The organism is Marixanthomonas ophiurae (assembly GCF_003413745.1).
GTDB classification, from domain to species: domain Bacteria; phylum Bacteroidota; class Bacteroidia; order Flavobacteriales; family Flavobacteriaceae; genus Marixanthomonas; species Marixanthomonas ophiurae.
In genome coordinates this window covers 1,520,234-1,536,923 of the sequence record NZ_QVID01000001.1, presented here as the reverse complement: position 1 = coordinate 1,536,923, position 16,690 = coordinate 1,520,234, and the positions used below count along the sequence as shown (strand labels likewise).

14 protein-coding genes are annotated in these 16,690 nt (G+C 37.3%); 1 reads left to right on the top strand and 13 read right to left on the bottom strand.

The window, feature by feature from the left end:
* Positions 1-38 precede the first annotated feature (38 nt).
* Genes ftsZ through mraZ form a run of 13 tightly spaced genes read right to left on the bottom strand, consistent with a single transcriptional unit; the run spans position 39 to position 15,605 of the window.
* The gene (gene ftsZ, locus DZ858_RS07025) at positions 39-2,135 is read right to left on the bottom strand and encodes a cell division protein FtsZ (protein WP_117158858.1); all 2,097 of its coding nucleotides are present in this window, start codon (positions 2,133-2,135) and stop codon (positions 39-41) included.
* Between the two features lie 44 nt (positions 2,136-2,179).
* The gene (ftsA, locus tag DZ858_RS07020; protein ID WP_117158857.1) at positions 2,180-3,520 is read right to left on the bottom strand and encodes a cell division protein FtsA; all 1,341 of its coding nucleotides are present in this window, start codon (positions 3,518-3,520) and stop codon (positions 2,180-2,182) included.
* A 4-nt stretch (positions 3,521-3,524) separates the two neighbouring features.
* Positions 3,525-4,241, bottom strand: coding sequence for a cell division protein FtsQ/DivIB (locus DZ858_RS07015; protein ID WP_117158856.1), 717 nt, complete (start codon positions 4,239-4,241; stop codon positions 3,525-3,527).
* Positions 4,231-5,583, bottom strand: coding sequence for a UDP-N-acetylmuramate--L-alanine ligase (gene murC / locus DZ858_RS07010; protein ID WP_117158855.1), 1,353 nt, complete (start codon positions 5,581-5,583; stop codon positions 4,231-4,233). The genes DZ858_RS07015 and murC overlap by 11 nt, the downstream gene beginning before the upstream one ends.
* Positions 5,584-5,586: 3 nt before the next feature.
* A complete protein-coding gene (gene murG / locus DZ858_RS07005) occupies positions 5,587-6,690 on the bottom strand; it encodes an undecaprenyldiphospho-muramoylpentapeptide beta-N-acetylglucosaminyltransferase (RefSeq protein ID WP_117158854.1) in 1,104 nt (367 codons plus the stop codon).
* Complete coding sequence (locus DZ858_RS07000; protein WP_117158853.1) at positions 6,677-7,870, bottom strand: FtsW/RodA/SpoVE family cell cycle protein; 1,194 nt, start codon at positions 7,868-7,870, stop codon at positions 6,677-6,679. Before DZ858_RS07000 ends, murG begins: the two co-directional genes overlap by 14 nt.
* Before the next feature lie 18 nt (positions 7,871-7,888).
* The gene (gene murD, locus DZ858_RS06995; protein WP_117158852.1) at positions 7,889-9,226 is read right to left on the bottom strand and encodes a UDP-N-acetylmuramoyl-L-alanine--D-glutamate ligase; all 1,338 of its coding nucleotides are present in this window, start codon (positions 9,224-9,226) and stop codon (positions 7,889-7,891) included.
* Positions 9,227-9,228: 2 nt separating this feature from the next.
* Positions 9,229-10,464 (bottom strand): phospho-N-acetylmuramoyl-pentapeptide-transferase, encoded by a 1,236-nt coding sequence (gene mraY, locus DZ858_RS06990; RefSeq protein ID WP_117158851.1) that lies wholly within the window; start codon positions 10,462-10,464, stop codon positions 9,229-9,231.
* A 2-nt stretch (positions 10,465-10,466) separates the two neighbouring features.
* Positions 10,467-11,930: a UDP-N-acetylmuramoyl-L-alanyl-D-glutamate--2,6-diaminopimelate ligase gene (locus tag DZ858_RS06985; protein WP_117158850.1), complete on the bottom strand. Its 1,464-nt coding sequence runs from the start codon at positions 11,928-11,930 to the stop codon at positions 10,467-10,469.
* Positions 11,927-13,927, bottom strand: a complete 2,001-nt coding sequence (locus tag DZ858_RS06980; protein WP_117158849.1) for a penicillin-binding protein — start codon at positions 13,925-13,927, stop codon at positions 11,927-11,929. Before DZ858_RS06980 ends, DZ858_RS06985 begins: the two co-directional genes overlap by 4 nt.
* Positions 13,928-13,931: 4 nt before the next feature.
* Positions 13,932-14,249: an FtsL-like putative cell division protein gene (locus DZ858_RS06975; protein WP_117158848.1), complete on the bottom strand. Its 318-nt coding sequence runs from the start codon at positions 14,247-14,249 to the stop codon at positions 13,932-13,934.
* On the bottom strand, positions 14,249-15,145 hold the full coding sequence (gene rsmH, locus DZ858_RS06970) for a 16S rRNA (cytosine(1402)-N(4))-methyltransferase RsmH (RefSeq protein ID WP_117159548.1): 897 nt from the start codon (positions 15,143-15,145) through the stop codon (positions 14,249-14,251). The genes DZ858_RS06975 and rsmH overlap by 1 nt, the downstream gene beginning before the upstream one ends.
* Positions 15,132-15,605, bottom strand: coding sequence for a division/cell wall cluster transcriptional repressor MraZ (gene mraZ / locus DZ858_RS06965; RefSeq protein ID WP_117158847.1), 474 nt, complete (start codon positions 15,603-15,605; stop codon positions 15,132-15,134). The genes rsmH and mraZ overlap by 14 nt, the downstream gene beginning before the upstream one ends.
* Positions 15,606-15,920: 315 nt before the next feature.
* Between mraZ and DZ858_RS06960 the strand changes: the two genes are divergently transcribed.
* Positions 15,921-16,685, top strand: coding sequence for an alpha/beta fold hydrolase (locus tag DZ858_RS06960; protein WP_117158846.1), 765 nt, complete (start codon positions 15,921-15,923; stop codon positions 16,683-16,685).
* Positions 16,686-16,690: the final 5 nt, after the last annotated feature.

The window sequence follows — 16,690 nt, the reverse complement described above, 5'->3', positions numbered from 1 at the left end:
GAGACCTTGTAGGTTTAAAAATTTTATTTTGTTCACATTTAATCTACATTATCATGTAAGAAAGAATTATTACTACGTAAGTCAATATCATCATCATCACTGTTTACCGATGTCCGTGAAAGGGAACCGTCAGTATCATTTTTTTCATCTAAATCAATCCCCATACGCTTATATGCGGGTTGCTTTTCAATATCATCAATTTTAGAACCACTGTTTCTAAACTTATAATTAAAGTCTTTCATTTTTCGTTTACGCTCTTCGGTACGGTCTTTCAATAGTTTTGAAATAGGCGAATTTAATGGATCAACTTCTTCGCTAGAAGAATCATTTTCTGAAACCTCTTCTGTTGGCGCTACTGTTTTCTTTTCAAAGACCAACTCCTCTTCTACTGTTTCGTCTTTTTCTGTCTTTGGTTTAGCGTTTAAAAGCTCATCTTCTTTTTCCTGATAGTCGTCTAAACTATAACGCTTAACACCTTCATTTGAGAACTCAGTTACAGGAATAACCTCTACGTGATCTTTCACTTCAATATCATCAACCTCTGAAGTTATTGTATCTTGATCTTCCTCTTCTTTTTTATAATTCTTATTAGAATCTGAAACAGCGTTTACAGGAAGGTCAAACATCAACATTTGGTCTTCACTTTCTGCAGCTATTTCCTGATTTTGTTTAGCCGTTTCTCCTGCATTCTGACGAGACTCATTTGAAACCTGTTTTTGTTGAACTTGTTGTTCTTTCTTTTTCGGTTCAACGATTACAAAATCGTTTACATCCATTTCGTTGATTACCAATTGTTCAAATTCGGCAATGCGATGAATGTCTATTTCTTCATATGAAACATCTATATTTTTTAAAAGTTCTGAAGTTTCCACATAGCCTTCAAAAGGGATTGAACCTTTTTCTTTTTCTCTTGAACGAGTAGGTTCTGGCTTTTTAGTTTCAGAAATAGGAGGCATTTTTTCCTCAACTTCTTCTTCTTCAAACAAAGTATGCTTGATAACGGGCTTTTCCTCTTTTACAGGTTCTTTCTGTTTGGGTAATTCAATGGGAGTCGCTCCTGGCTTAACAGATAAGTCATGTTCTGCCTTTTGTTCCTCTTCTAGGGTATGAATTATTTTTTTGCTCTCAGTATTTACAATATCATCTTGCTGTTCTGCATTAAACCCAGTTGCAATAACAGTAATACCAATAGCACCTTCCAAGTCTTCATCTTCACCAACCCCCATAATAATATTGGCGCTATGACCAGCTTCATCTTGAATATGATCACTTATTTCTCCAATTTCGTCAATTGTAATTTCTTCAGTACCAGAAACGATGAGCAACAGTACGTTCTTAGCACCTTTAATTTTATTATCGTTCAACAGAGGAGAGTCTAACGCTTTACCAATAGCCTCACTCGCTCTTTTGGCACCGGTAGCACTTGCACTCCCCATAATGGCAGTGCCACTGTTAGCCAGTACCGTTTTGGCATCACGCAAGTCAATGTTTTGTGTGTAGTGATGTGTAATAACTTCAGCAATACCACGGGCAGCTGTGGCAAGTACTTCGTCTGCTTTTGAGAAACCAGCTTTAAAACCAAGATTTCCATAAACCTCTCGCAGTTTATTGTTGTTAATCACAATAAGAGAATCACAATTTTGGCGCAATTTCTCCACTCCAATTTGAGCTTGTTCGTTACGGGTTTTCCCTTCAAACTGAAAAGGGATAGTAACAATCCCCACTGTTAGAATATCTAGCTCTTTCGCCATTTTGGCAATAATTGGTGCTGCTCCAGTTCCCGTACCACCGCCCATTCCGGCTGTAATAAAAATCATTTTGGTATTGGTAGTAAGCATGCCTTTAATTTCTTCCATGCTTTCCATAGCAGACTGCTCCCCTATTTGAGGATTAGCACCTGCTCCTAACCCTTCGGTTAAAGAAACACCTAGTTGAATTCTAATAGGCACCGAGCTGTTCTCCAATGCTTGTGCGTCAGTATTACAAATCACAAAGTCAACTCCTTTTATTCCTTGGTTAAACATGTGATTGATCGCGTTGCTACCTCCACCACCAACGCCAATTACCTTTATGACATTTGATTGGTTTTTGGGCAGATCGAACGAAATGTTATCAAAATCTGTGTTGCTGCTCATAGTATTTGTTTTTTGTGAGGTTTCTTTTTCTTCTTTTTTTATTTTTATTCTGCGTTATCTAGAAACTCCTTGAACTTTTCAGCCCATTTGTCTAGAAAACGTTTGCGCTCTTTTGGTGGTTGCTCCTTTTCTTCTTCAGCCTTGGTTGGTTCTTCAATAGTCTCGGTATCGCTTTCTTCAGTATCTTCAACCTGTTTTTCTTGCTTTTTTTGCTGTTCCTTTTCTTGATTATTTAAGCTACTAAGCACCAACCCTACTGCCGTAGCATAAGTGGGGCTTGTAGTTTCATCATCACTGCCACCAGCCAGATGCTCGTTTGGATATCCTATGCGGGTATCCATCCCAGTTATATACTCAACCAATTGTTTTAAGTGCTGCAATTGGGCACCGCCACCAGTCAATACAATTCCACCTATTAGTTTTTTCTTTTGTTCTTCGTGACCGTAATTTTTTATTTCTAAATATGCTTGTTCAATAATTTCGACCGTACGGGCGTGAATTATTTTTGAAAGGTTTTTCAGCGTAATTTCTTTAGGTTCGCGTCCTCGCAAACCTGGAATGGAAACAATTTCGTTTTCTTTGTTTTCCCCCGGCCAAGCAGAACCAAATTTAATTTTCAGCAATTCAGCTTGTTTTTCGATAATAGAACACCCTTCTTTTATATCTTCTGTTATTACGCCGCCGCCGAAAGGTATTACAGCTGTATGACGAATAATTCCATCTTTGAAAATGGCTAAATCTGTTGTCCCACCACCAATATCAATCAATGCTACTCCTGCTTCTTTTTCCTCTCTGCTTAATACAGCGTTTGCCGAAGCCAATGGTTCTAATGTAATTGCAGAAAGGTTTAAGCCAGCACTTTTAATACATCTGCCGACATTACGTATAGAAGAAACCTGCCCTACTACTACATGGAAATTAGCCTCTAAGCGGCCGCCGTACATACCGATGGGTTCTTTTACTTCAGCTTGACCATCTACTTTAAAATCCTGCGGAAGCACGTGGATAATTTCTTCTCCAGGCAACATCACTAGTTTATGAACTTGATTACATAAGCGTTCTATATCAGCTTCGTCAATTACTTCATCACTGTCGCTGCGGGTTATATAATCACTATGTTGCAAACTTCGTATATGCTGGCCAGCAATACCTACCATTACATTGTCAATCTTCATTCCTGAAGACGTTTCAGCATCTTGCACCGCTTGCTGTATAGATTGTATAGTTTGTGTAATATTATTAACCACCCCTCTATGTACACCGAGACTTTTAGACCTTCCAATACCTAATATCTCTACTTTCCCATACTCATTCTTACGACCAATCATGGCTACAATCTTGGTGGTTCCAATATCTAATCCTACAGCTATGTTCTCGTTTTCCATCGCTTTATAATTTTGTTGCTACTACTTGGTTACCAAATTGTAAATTGACCAATTTGTAGCTTGAAAGCTTATTATCTTGTTTTGTTTTCTTATAAAACGCCTTAAAGTTTTGAAACTTATTGGCTATCGCTTTTGGTTTCCCAAAAAGCACTTTAAAATTATGTTTTCGTAATCTTAATTCAATATTTCCATTTTGCCGAAGCTCTAAGCCTATTACGCTACTTTTCATAAATGGATCTTCATTTATTGCTTTTAATAAAGGAGTTACAGTGCTAAAATTCGATTTTGAAACTCCGGTTATTAATGGCACCCTTTCTGTATAAACTGATGACAATGGCATTTCCTTTCCTTCTTCATCAATATAATAATCCAGCGAGGCAGCAACTCTACCTAGTGGTTTTCTTTGTTTTATCTTAGCTCCAAGCGTCCCAGATAAGGTAATAAACACCTGAGCATCAAATATCATGTCGTTTTCTAATAAACGAGACTCCACCTCTTTCAAAACTAACCTATCTTTACGGATGCTCGTAACACTATCGTAATTTTGTATCAACAATTTATTAACTGTATTGCGTGTGATGAAAGGGCTACTCTCATCTAAGAATTCAATAGTAGTTTTTTCTAAGTTTCTACTACTATTTCGTTGTTTGGTAAAGCTGAATAAAAACACAACTAAGCCAAATAGCAACACAAATTTTATGTATTCCCAACTACGCTTCATGTTCTAAATACTTTTTTACTTTATTTACTTCAACCCCAATGTCACCGGCACCTGCCATTACTTTCACTTTACAGTTTGATTGCTCTATAACGATAGGTAAATCTTCTTTTGAAACCAAACTTTTTTTATCGGAATCAATCTTTTCTAGCAACCATTTTGAAGTAATTCCTTCCATAGGTTCTTCTCGTGCTGGATAGATATCTAACAGGATTATCTCATCAAATTTTGACAAACTTTCAGCAAACCCTTCTGCAAAATCTTTTGTTCGGCTAAAAAGATGTGGCTGAAAAACAATCAATTTGCTTTCATTTGGATACATTTCTGCGACAGCTTGATGCAATGCATTCAATTCGGTTGGGTGATGTGCATAATCATCAATCAACACCAAGTTATCCGTTTTAATTTTATACGAAAATCGTCTTTGCACGCCTTTAAAACTTTGTAACGCTTCGGGTAGACGACGGGTTGGGGAACCTGCTAAAATCGCCATACCCAGAGCTGTTACAGCATTATGTAGGTTATGTTTTCCGGGTAAATAAAAACGTAAATCTTCAAGAGTTCGGGTTGGTGTTTTTAGGTTAAACACATACCCGCCATCTTCAATACGGACGTTTTGAGCTTCATAATCGGCTGTTTCTTCAATTGCAACCGTTTTTCCGCTTAAAGACAAGCCTTTTTTATGCAATAAATGATCTTTCTCAGGAACTAACCTTGCAAAATCTTTAAAGGTTTTTTCAAATTCTGAAACATCTCCATAAATATCCAAATGATCAGGATCCATAGATGTGATACACGCTATATCTGGACGTAATTGCATAAAGGAACGGTCAAATTCATCTGCTTCAACCACCGTAATTAGTGTTCCATTTGAAATAAAATTTGAGTTGTAATTCTCTGCAATCCCACCCAAGAAAGCGGTAACCGCCATTCCTGTTTCAGCCAATAAGTGTCCTAAAATAGCTGAAGTTGTGGTTTTACCGTGGGTTCCTGCAACAGCCAAGCAAAAAGTGTTTTTAGTAACTTCGCCTAGCAAAGCTGCTCGTTTTACGATGTTGTATTCATTTTCCTGAAACCAAGACAAGATGTTGTTGTGTTTAACAGCCGGTGTACTGACAACCAATGTTTTTCCCTTATCAAAACTGTTCTTTGAAATTTCTTCCACCGAATCTATAAAAGAAACTGAAATATCTTCTTTTTCTAACGTTTCAGTAATGTCACTCTCCGTTCTATCATACCCCAACACATTGTAACCTTTTAGCTTACAATAACGAGCCAACGCACTCATCCCGATACCTCCGATACCGATAAAATAAAGCGTTTGTATGTTGTCTAAATGCTTCATTAGTTAGCTCCCTTTTTGTTCAGAAATTAATTTTTCAATTTCTACAACGATATCTTTTGTGGCATTGGGTTTTGCCATTTTTTTTATGTTCTCAGAAAGTTCCTTTTGTTTTTCTTCGGAAGAAAGCAAAGCTGAAAATTTACTTTCAAATTGTTCTTCCAATTGGTTTTCTTTTAACAAAATAGCGGCATTATTTTCTGAAACCGCTTGTGCGTTTTTAGTTTGATGGTCTTCTGCCACATTAGGCGACGGAATGAAAATAACCGGCTTCCCTACCAAACACAATTCGGAAACCGATAAAGCTCCTGCTCTTGAAATAATAATATCTGCTGCTGCATACGCCAAATCCATCCTATTTAAATAAGCATGAACTTGAGTCGTTCCTGTCGATTTGTTTTTATAAGTTTCTTCATAAAACTTCCCGCACTGCCAAATGACCTGAACATTTTTTTCTTCAAAAAACGAAAGCGAGTTATCAATAAGTTCGTTGATCTTTTTCGCGCCTAAACTTCCGCCTAACACCAACAGCGTTTTTTTATTCGCATCGAGGTTAAAAAACTGTTGCGCTTTGTTTCTTTTCTTAGAAATATCCAGTAAATCTTGTCGTACTGGGTTTCCTGTAAATACTATTTTTTCAGAAGGGAAAAATTTCTCCATCCCGTTATATGCTACACAAATAGCATTTGCTTTGCTACTTAACCATTTATTAGTGATTCCCGCGTGGCTATTCTGTTCTTGAATTAAACAAGGAATTCCTTTTTGGGATGCGCTTCGTAATAAAGGTGCACTCGCATAGCCTCCTGTACCAATAGCTACAGTAGGTTTAAATTTTGTTAATATTTTTCTAGATTTCAATAAACTTGAAATCAATTTAAGAGGAAACATCACGTTTTTTAAACTTAGTTTTCGCTGTATTCCTGAAATCCACAACCCTTCAATCTTATAACCTGCATTAGGGACTTTTTCCATTTCCATACGATCTTTAGCTCCCACAAACAGGAATTCTGCTTCAGGATATCGTTGCTGAAGTTCGTCTGCAATAGCAATCGCCGGATAGATATGTCCTCCGGTTCCGCCGCCTGATATGATGAATTTATATGGTTTCACTTAAAATATCTAATGGGTTTTCTTCCCGTTCTTCTTTCTCTTTCTTTATTTGCCGGTTAGCACTAACACTCAATACCATTCCTATTGCTAAACACGTCATCCAAATGGAACTTCCACCACTACTAACCAATGGCAATGTTTGTCCCGTTACCGGAAACAATTCGACCGCTACAGCCATATTTATCAAGGCTTGAAACACAATGGGCAAGCCTACTCCAATTACTAATAGTTTTCCAAAAATCGAAGTTGATTTATGTGCTACGATTACCAATCTAAATAATAAAAACAAGTATAGCGACATTAAAAACAAGGCTCCAACTAAGCCAAATTCTTCAACTATAATCGCATAGATAAAATCGGAAGATGATTGCGGTAAAAAGTTTTTCTGAATACTTTTACCAGGCCCTAGTCCCGTAATTCCTCCCGAAGCAATGGCAATTTTCGCTTTTTCAATCTGGTAATCTGCTTCGGTATCTTCTCCGTCGGCAAAGTTTTCTACTCGACTTATCCACGTGTCTACCCTATTTGGGAATACCCCCGGAAATGCTTTTGCTGTGAGTACAAACAAGGTTAAACACAATAAACCTGCGCCTAGAATGATTCCTAAATATTTTATTGGATATCCTCCTACAAACACCAATACCACAACCATTGCAAATATGATGGCCGTGGTTGAAAAGTTAGCAGGCAGAATTAATGCTAATACAATAAATACAGGTAGCCAAAGCGGAAGTAACGTCTCTTTAAAAGTTACTGTTTCTCCTTTTATTTTAGATAAATACCGGGCTACATAGGTTAATAAAACAACCGCCGCCAATGTAGAAGTCTGAAACGTAACACCCACAAAAGGCACACGAATCCAGCGACTGGCATTTGCTCCGTCAATAGTAGTCCCTTGCCCAAGCGTTAATAATAACAATACCACAACCAATGGTAACGCAATAATGGACAGACCCCTAAAATAATGAAATGGTATTTTGTGCACACCATACAAAATGGCAAAACCTAACAATAGGTGTGCAAAATGTTTTAGCAAAAACGGCAACGTATTTCCATCTCCGTATAAGTATGCCAAGTTACTACTGGCACTATATACAGGTAAAAAGGAAAATACAGCCAATAGTGCCACAGTGGCCCAAATCACCCGATCTCCTTTAATATGTTGAAAAATTTCCCGCATTGATGTTCTTCTTACTCTTTATAAATGTCTTACCGATTCTTTAAACTGTCTTCCTCTATCTTCGTAGTTTGTAAACAAATCGAAACTTGCGCAGGCTGGTGACAACAATACATTATCGCCTCGTTCTGCCAGTCTATAAGCTATTTGCACTGCCTCTTGCATCGATTGTGTTTCCACCATCATATCAACAATATTTCCAAACTGCTTTGTTAGTTTTTCATTGTCTACCCCTAAACAAACAATAGCTTTTACTTTTTCGTTTACTAATGGAAGTAAATCAGTATAATCGTTTCCTTTATCTACACCACCAACGATCCATACTGTTGGGCTTTCCATACTATCCAACGCATAAAAGGTTGCGTTTACATTGGTAGCCTTAGAATCATTAATGTACATCACATTATTAATTTTTAGGACTTTTTCAAGGCGGTGCTCCACCCCCTGAAAGCTTTCCATCGATTCACGGATGGTTGCTTTTCTAATTTTTAAAAGCTTGGCAACAGTCGAGGCTGCCATAGCATTCTTTGTATTGTGTTCTCCTTTTAATCCTAAGGTTGAGATTGGCATAGTAAATTGGTTATTATCTATTGTTATTATTATTTCGTTGTTTTTTATATAAGCACCTTGTTTCAGTTCTTTTTTTGCTGAAAAAGGCAGTAATCGAGATTGTATTGGATGTTCTGAAAGCCATTCTGTAATCACGTCATCATCTGCATCATAAATAAAGTAATCATTAGCTGTTTGATTCATTGCTATTCTAAATTTTGCAGCAATGTATTTACTGAAATCGTGATCATACCTATCTAAATGATCCGGCGTAATGTTGGTTAAAACAGCTATATGCGGTTTAAATGTTTCAATTCCGTCCAATTGAAAGCTACTTAACTCCAACACATAGCTTGTAAACTTTTCTTCGGAAACTTGCTGTGCAAAACTCTTCCCTACGTTTCCACCTAAAGCGACATTCATGTCTCCCTTTTTTAATACTTCATAGGTTAGCGTGGCAGTTGTTGTTTTTCCATTGCTTCCCGTAATTCCTACGATGGTTGCATCAGTAAATGTTGAAGCAAATTCAATTTCAGAAATCACTTTAACGCCTTTTTCTTTCAGTTTTGTAACAATTTTAGCCGTATCGGGAATTCCCGGACTTTTCATTACAATATCTGCCGAAAGCACTTTTTCTTCACTATGGCCTTCTTCTTCCCACTCAATCTCATTATGTATAAGAACTTGTTTATACGTTTCTTTTATTTTTCCGAAGTCTGAAACAAAGACTTCAAATCCTTTTTTCTTTCCTAATAGGGCTGTTCCTACTCCACTTTCTCCGGCTCCTAAAATTACTAGACGCTCTGTCATTGTTATCTAATTTTAAGCGTGACAATCGTCAGAATCGCCAGAAAAATTCCTATAATCCAAAAACGGGTAACAATTTTACTTTCGTGAAATCCTTTTACCTGATAATGGTGATGTAAAGGTGACATTCTGAAAATGCGTCTCCCTTCACCAAATTTTTTCTTTGTGTATTTAAACCACCCCACTTGCAACACCACGGAAAGATTTTCCATTAAAAAGATGCCGCAGAGAATAGGGATTAACCATTCTTTTCGAATGGCAATTGCCATAACGGCTATAATCCCTCCAATAGTAAGACTCCCTGTATCTCCCATAAATACTTGAGCTGGATACGCATTGTACCACAAAAACCCAATAAGCGACCCTACAAATGCTGTAATGAAAATGGTCAGTTCTCCCGTATTTGGGATGTACATGATGTTTAAGTAATCGGAAAAAATCACGTTACCAGATACCCATGCAAAAATGGCGAGGGTTATCCCTATTATGGCAGAAGAGCCTGCTGCTAGACCATCAATTCCATCCGTGAGATTGGCTCCATTTGAGACGGCGGTGATAATAAAAATTACGATTGGAATAAAGATAATCCATACATATTTCGTGTACTCTTCCCCTGCCCAACTAACTAATTTTTCATAGTTAAACTCATTCTCCTTTATAAAAGGAATGGTTGTAAGTAGCGTTTTTTCTTCCGGATTAAATTCTTCTTGAGATGTATTTGCAGCAACTATTTCAGTATTATCAGTAGGCTTAATTATTTTACGCTTTACCGTAACATCAGGGTGCATATACATGGTTACCCCAACAAAAATACCTAAGCCAATTTGACCTATAATTTTGAATTTCCCGGGCAACCCAGCTTTATCATTTTTGAATTTTTTAAGATAATCATCAATAAAACCAATGATTCCCATCCAAATTGTAGTTACAATCAACATAATCACGTAGATGTTTTCCAACTTGGCGAATAAAAGAACCGGAACCAAGGTTGCCAAAATGATAATCAAACCACCCATGGTTGGGGTTCCTGCTTTTTCATTTTGTCCTTCTAAACCCAAATCGCGAATGTTCTCGCCCATTTGTTTCCTTTGCAGATACTTGATTATTTTTTTTCCGTAAACCGTTGCAATAAACAGCGATAAAATAACCGACAAAGCTGCTCTAAAGGTGATAAACCCAAAAAGGCTCGCTCCTGGAAGCTGGTATTCTTTTTCTAAATATTCAAACAAGTAATACAGCATGATTATTTATTTAGGGCGTTTAAAAACTGGTTTACTATTTTAAAATCGTCAAAATCGATTCGCTCACCATTAATTTCTTGATACGTTTCATGTCCTTTCCCAGCAATTAATATAATGTCGTTTTCCTGCGCCATTTGGCAAGCGTTTTTAATGGCTTGTTTTCTATTGGTAATCGAAACCGTTTTATTAAAATGCTCAGCAGGCACGCCTGCTTCTACTTCTTCTACAATTTTATCGGGATTTTCCGTTCTTGGATTATCACTCGTAAAAACAACTTTAGTACTTAAGGTGGCAGCAATTTTACCCATTATAGGGCGCTTGGTCGCATCACGGTCTCCTCCACAACCTACGACGGTTATCAATTCTTCATTACCTGTTCGAATACTGTTAATGGTCTCCAACACATTTTTTAAGGCATCTGGTGAATGAGCATAGTCAACAATTGCGGTTATCTTTTTTTCTGAAATTAGATACTGAAACCGTCCATCTACACTCTCCAAAGTGCTCATAAGTTGAAGCAACTCCAATGTTTCCATTCCTAAAATATCTGCAGCTCCAAAGATGGCCAACATATTGTAGGCATTAAATGCTCCAATTAGTTTTACCCAGATTTCATTGTTGTTAATTTTCAGTAATAACCCTGTGAAATTATTTTCTAGTATTTGTGCTTTATAATCTGCGTAGCTTTTTAAGGCGTAGGTATATTTTTTAGCAGCTGTATTCTGAAGCATAACAGCTCCATTTTTATCATCTGCATTCGTCAAGGCAAAAGCTGATTTTGGCAATTGATCGAAAAATTTCTTTTTAACGTCTCGGTATTCTTTAAAGTCCTTGTGATAATCTAAATGCTCGTGCGTCAAATTGGTGAAAATTCCACCTGCAAAATGCAAGCTTTCTGTACGTTTTTGATGAATTCCGTGCGAACTCACTTCCATAAAGCAATATTCAACACCAGCCTCAACCATTTCTTGTAAATAACGGTTTATGGTAAGCGAATCTGGTGTGGTTCGTTTTGCTTCGTAACGGGTATCATTCACTATTACCTTTACTGTAGAAATAAGTCCTGTTTTATACCCTGCAGCTGTAAACAAATCGTACAATAAGGTTGAAATGGTTGTTTTTCCATTCGTTCCAGTAATGCCAACCAGTTTTATCTTTTCTGAAGGATTTTCATAATAATTAGCGGCCAAAATTGCCAATGCTTTATGCGAATCGGCCACTTGCACGTAAGTGATTCCATTGATAACTGTTTCGGGAAGGGTTTCGCAAATAATAACCAGCGCTCCTTGTTCCGAAGCTTTTAAAATATAGTCGTGTCCATCTGAAACTGTTCCTTTTATCGCAACAAAAACATCGTTAAGCCCAACGTTCCGTGAATCAAATTCTATATTCCGAACAGCCACCGTGGTACTTCCTATCGTTTTTTCGATTGGGATTTTATAGAGTATGTCTTTTAATATTATCACGATAATTTCAAGGTTATTTGTTGACCGCGTTTTAAAGCTTCACCCGATTCTATGGATTGATTGGCTACGGTTCCGTTTCCTACTATTTGCACTTTTAAGCCTAAATTCTCCAGTAATGACACGGCGTCCATTCCCGCCATTCCTTTTACATTAGGAACCTTCGTGTAATGTGCTTGTGCTTTTGGATAATAGGTTTCATAATCTTTTTCTAAAATTGGGTCTTCTTCATCTACATTAGCTATTTCAGCAACTAATGGAGACTCGGTAAAGATTTTCTGGGCGATACGTTTAAATACGGGGCCAGTAACATCGGCTCCATAATACCCTTTTTTAGTACTAGGCTTGTGAATTACTACAATGCAGGAATATTTTGGACTTTCTGCTGGAAAATAACCTGAGAAAGATGAAATATACCGACGATCTTTATCCCAATCATCCATCCAGTATTCTGTACGAGCTGTTCCAGTTTTTCCAGCCATTGAAAAATATTTAGAGTACAATGGCTTCCCTGTGCCTCGTCTTACGATGTTTTTAAGAATATCCCGAATTTCATGTAAAGTTTCTTCTGAACAAATTTGATCGTTCACAACTTCCGTATCAAACGTTTCAACTTCATGGTTCCAAGCTCTTATTTCTTTAATAAACCTTGGCTTTACCATAACACCATCGTTGGCGATTGCATTGTAGAAAGCCAAGGTTTGAAGAGGAGTTAATCTTAAATTATAACCATACGCCATCGAGGGAAGTGCGTTTTTACTCCATAATTCATGTCCTGGTCCTGGGATTACTGGCTTACCTTCTCCCTTTATTTTTATACCTATTTTTTTGTCTAAACGCCACTCTTTTAAATGATCAATAAACTGTTCTGGGTTTTCAGAATATGCTTCATCTATAATAGTTGCTAGACCAATATTGGAAGACACTTCTAACGCTTTAGCGGCAGATATTTCACCATAACCACCATGTTTCGAATCGTGGATATAGCGACCGTAAAAGCGCTTTCTACCCTCTTTGGTATCAACCACTGTTGTTGTGTCAATCTTTTTATCTTCTAAAGCAGCCATCATAGCCATTACTTTAAAAGTAGAACCCGGTTCATGGCTTTCACCTACGGCATAATTAAGTTTTTCGTAATAATTTCCATTAGAAGTTCTACCGAGATTAGCAACTGCTTTTATTTCACCAGTTTTAACCTCCATAACAATTACAGAGCCGTGCTCTGCTTCATAATGCTCCATTTGCTTTAACAATGCATGATGCGCAATATCTTGAATATTGGCATTAATCGTTGAAATAACATCGTACCCATCTTGAGGCTCTACTTCGTTTTCATCAAATACTGGTTTCCATTGACCGCGCGCAATTTTTTGTTTGAGGCGTTTTCCTTCTTTTCCACGTAAATACTCATCAAAAGCGCCTTCAAACCCAACTTCATACACGCCAGGGCTGTTATTTTTTTGATTTCCCACCAAACGCTCCGCAACTTTTCCCAGTGGGTGTTCACGAACGGTACGCTGTTCTACAATAATTCCGCCTTTGTACGGACCTAATTTGAAAAGTGGAAAATTTTTCATTTTTATGTAGTCAGAATAGCCTAAATTCCGAGCAATTAATAAGTATCTATTTTTATTTGCTCGCGCTTTTCTGAACACATTTTGATAATACGAAGCCGGACGGTTAAACATTTTGCTCATTTCTTTAGAAAGTGGCACCATGTTGTTTTTAAAGTTTTCAGAAGAAACGGTTACGGCATCAAACCGAATATCGTATTTAGGAACCGAAGTTGCCAATAAACTACCATCTTCGGCATAAACATTTCCTCTATTGGCAGGAATTGTAAAATTACGAGTAGTGTTTTTAAGAGCCAATTCGCGATATTGCTCACCTTCGACAAATTGAATGTTCACCAATTTAATAGCAACAGCAATCGCGAAGATGAACATACATCCTGCGATAATATAAAGGCGGTTCAATATGTTCTTTTCTTCTATGGCCACCGTACTATTCTTTTTTTATAATTTTAATTTTTTGAGGGGGCGTAACCGAGGGTTTCAATCCCCTTTTTGCCATCGCCACTTCAATTTTACTTTCCATTCGGGTTTGCATAAGCCGCTTTCGAATGTCCAGATATTCACTTTTTAATTCTTTCACCTCATTGTTAAGCTTCGCTATTTTGTATACTTTTTTATCTGCGCTATGCGAACTCGCAATCATAACTAACGCTAATAATGACAAAAAAAAGATGAAACGCCAATTTTTAAGCGCATCGTCATTCACCAAAAACTTTCCTTTTATTATGTTGTAAAAGTTTTTCTTCATTATAATTTTTCTGCTACTCGAAGTTTTGCACTACGAGCACGATTATTTTCTTTTATTTCTTCTTCGGAAGGAATTATAAATTTTCCCACTCGCTTAAAAGGAACCTCTACTCTTCCAAACACATCTTTCTCAGGTTGCCCCTCAAACTGTCCATCCCTCATATATCTTTTTACCAAACGATCTTCTAACGAATGATAGCTTATCAAACTCAATCTCCCGCCAGGTTTTAAAACTTCTTGCGTTTGCAATAAAAATTCTTTTAAAACCTCTAGCTCTTGATTTACCTCTATACGAATAGCTTGATAAATTTGAGCCAATATTTTGTTCTCCCTATGCTTTGGAAGAAAACGTCCTAATGCCTTCTTAAGCTGTTCGCTAGTTTTTATTTCGCCATCAAGTCTTGCCTCAACGATTACACGAGCCATTCCGGCTGCTGCTCTTAACTCACCGTATTGAGACAACACGCTTCGCAATTGCTTCTCATCATAATTATTAACCACGTTAAATGCCGAAAACTCACTTTTTTGATTCATCCGCATATCCAGATCAGCTTCAAAACGAGTTGAAAAACCACGTTCTGCTACATCAAACTGATGCGATGAAACTCCAAAATCACCTAAAATTCCATCAACTTCTTTATAGCCGTAAAAGCGTAAGAAGCGCTTGAGAAACCTAAAATTTTCATTAATTAACAAAAACCTCGGGTCGTCGATAGCATTCTCAAGCGCATCCTTGTCTTGGTCAAAGGCTATTAATTTTGCGTTTTCACCAAGATGCTTTAATATTTCTCGCGAATGCCCTCCTCCACCAAAGGTCACATCTACATAGACCCCGTTAGGATCTATGTTTAACCCATCAACCGTTTCGGTTAATAATACCGGATTATGATATTCCATGATCATCATCATTGACATCGCCCATTACCTCCTCAGCCAGATCTGCAAAATCACTGGCAGCATCGTTAATAGCTTGTTCGTATTTCTCTTTATCCCAAATTTCTACAATATTTATTGCTGAAGAGAGCACTAACTCTTTACTCAAACCAGCAAAAGACATCAAGTCTTTCGGTATTAACAGCCTACCCGTAGCATCTAGCTCAACCGTTTTAACTCCTGCAGTAAAGCGACGGATAAAATCGTTGTTTTTACGGTTAAATCTGTTTAGTTTACCCATCTTCGCCATCAACCCATTCCACTCATCCATCGGGTACAGTTCAAGGCATGGCTGAAAAACAGCACGCTTAACCACAAATCCACTTGGAGCCACTGGAGCTAATTGTTTTTTTAGCGCAGACGGCATCATGACTCGACCTTTCGAGTCTGCTTTGCATTCATATGTACCTATTAAATTGAGCACTAAGGGGTTACTTTTTGGCTATTATTAGTTTCAAATATAAAGAAGTTTTACCACTTTTTACCACTTTTTACCACTTTGTTGATAAGTTTTACCACTTACTAATTTTTCAATACTCAGAGCTGTTTAATTGTTAATAACCTTTTTAATCAAAGCATATTAGCAATTTCTACTTCAGAGAAAAAAGCTAAGTTGTTTATTAAAATTTCTATAAAGAATAAGAGTTCTTTATAGAAATTAATATTGCACTGTATCTTAGGAAGAAAGCTATTGTTCTATAATTTTGATTACTTTTGCTTCTAATAATTTCAGTATTGAATGGCGAACCAAATACACGAAGAAGGAAAATTTAAATATATAGAACTGGGTGAAGGCACGCCAGTTGTTGTTTTACACGGACTCATGGGTGGGCTGAGCAACTTTGATGGAGTTACAGACTTTTTCCCTGAAAAAGGCTACAAAATTCTCATTCCCGAATTACCAATCTACAGCATGTCTTTACTGAAAACGAACGTGAAAAATTTCGCAAAATACGTTTCAGAATTTATTGACCATAAAGGTTTTGAGGAAGTTATTTTGTTAGGGAATTCATTAGGCGGCCACATAGGTTTGCTTTGCACAAAATTATATCCTGAAAAAGTTAAGGCACTTGTAATTACTGGAAGTTCTGGCCTATATGAAAGCGCTATGGGCGAAAGCTACCCAAAACGAGGCGATTACGAATATATCCAGAAGAAAGCTGAAAATGTTTTCTACGATCCCGCTGTTGCTACTAAAGAAATTGTGGACGAAGTTTATGCTTCGGTAAACGATCGAAATAAGTTAATACGAACTTTGGCTATTGCAAAAAGCGCCATTAGACATAATATGGCGAAGGATCTTCCTAAAATGGAAACACCAACTTGTATTATTTGGGGGAAAAATGACAATGTAACCCCTCCTGAGGTCGCCACAGAATTTAATGAATTACTACCAGACTCCGATTTATATTGGATCGACAAATGTGGCCACGCTGCCATGATGGAACATCCAGATGAGTTTAACAAACTTCTGTATGCCTGGTTACAAAAGCGAAATCTTTAAGCCAT

Bases quoted from the DNA above. Each gene is read 5' to 3' on its own strand.
- ftsZ (WP_117158858.1), bottom strand. From the start codon at position 2,135: ATGAGCAGCAACACAGATTTTGATAACATTTCGTTCGATCTGCCCAAA.
- ftsA (WP_117158857.1), bottom strand. From the start codon at position 3,520: ATGGAAAACGAGAACATAGCTGTAGGATTAGATATTGGAACCACCAAG.
- DZ858_RS07015 (WP_117158856.1), bottom strand. From the start codon at position 4,241: ATGAAGCGTAGTTGGGAATACATAAAATTTGTGTTGCTATTTGGCTTA.
- murC (WP_117158855.1), bottom strand. From the start codon at position 5,583: ATGAAGCATTTAGACAACATACAAACGCTTTATTTTATCGGTATCGGA.
- DZ858_RS07000 (WP_117158853.1), bottom strand. From the start codon at position 7,870: ATGCGGGAAATTTTTCAACATATTAAAGGAGATCGGGTGATTTGGGCC.
- murD (WP_117158852.1), bottom strand. From the start codon at position 9,226: ATGACAGAGCGTCTAGTAATTTTAGGAGCCGGAGAAAGTGGAGTAGGA.
- mraY (WP_117158851.1), bottom strand. From the start codon at position 10,464: ATGCTGTATTACTTGTTTGAATATTTAGAAAAAGAATACCAGCTTCCA.
- DZ858_RS06975 (WP_117158848.1), bottom strand. From the start codon at position 14,249: ATGAAGAAAAACTTTTACAACATAATAAAAGGAAAGTTTTTGGTGAAT.
- rsmH (WP_117159548.1), bottom strand. From the start codon at position 15,145: ATGGAATATCATAATCCGGTATTATTAACCGAAACGGTTGATGGGTTA.
- DZ858_RS06960 (WP_117158846.1), top strand. From the start codon at position 15,921: ATGGCGAACCAAATACACGAAGAAGGAAAATTTAAATATATAGAACTG.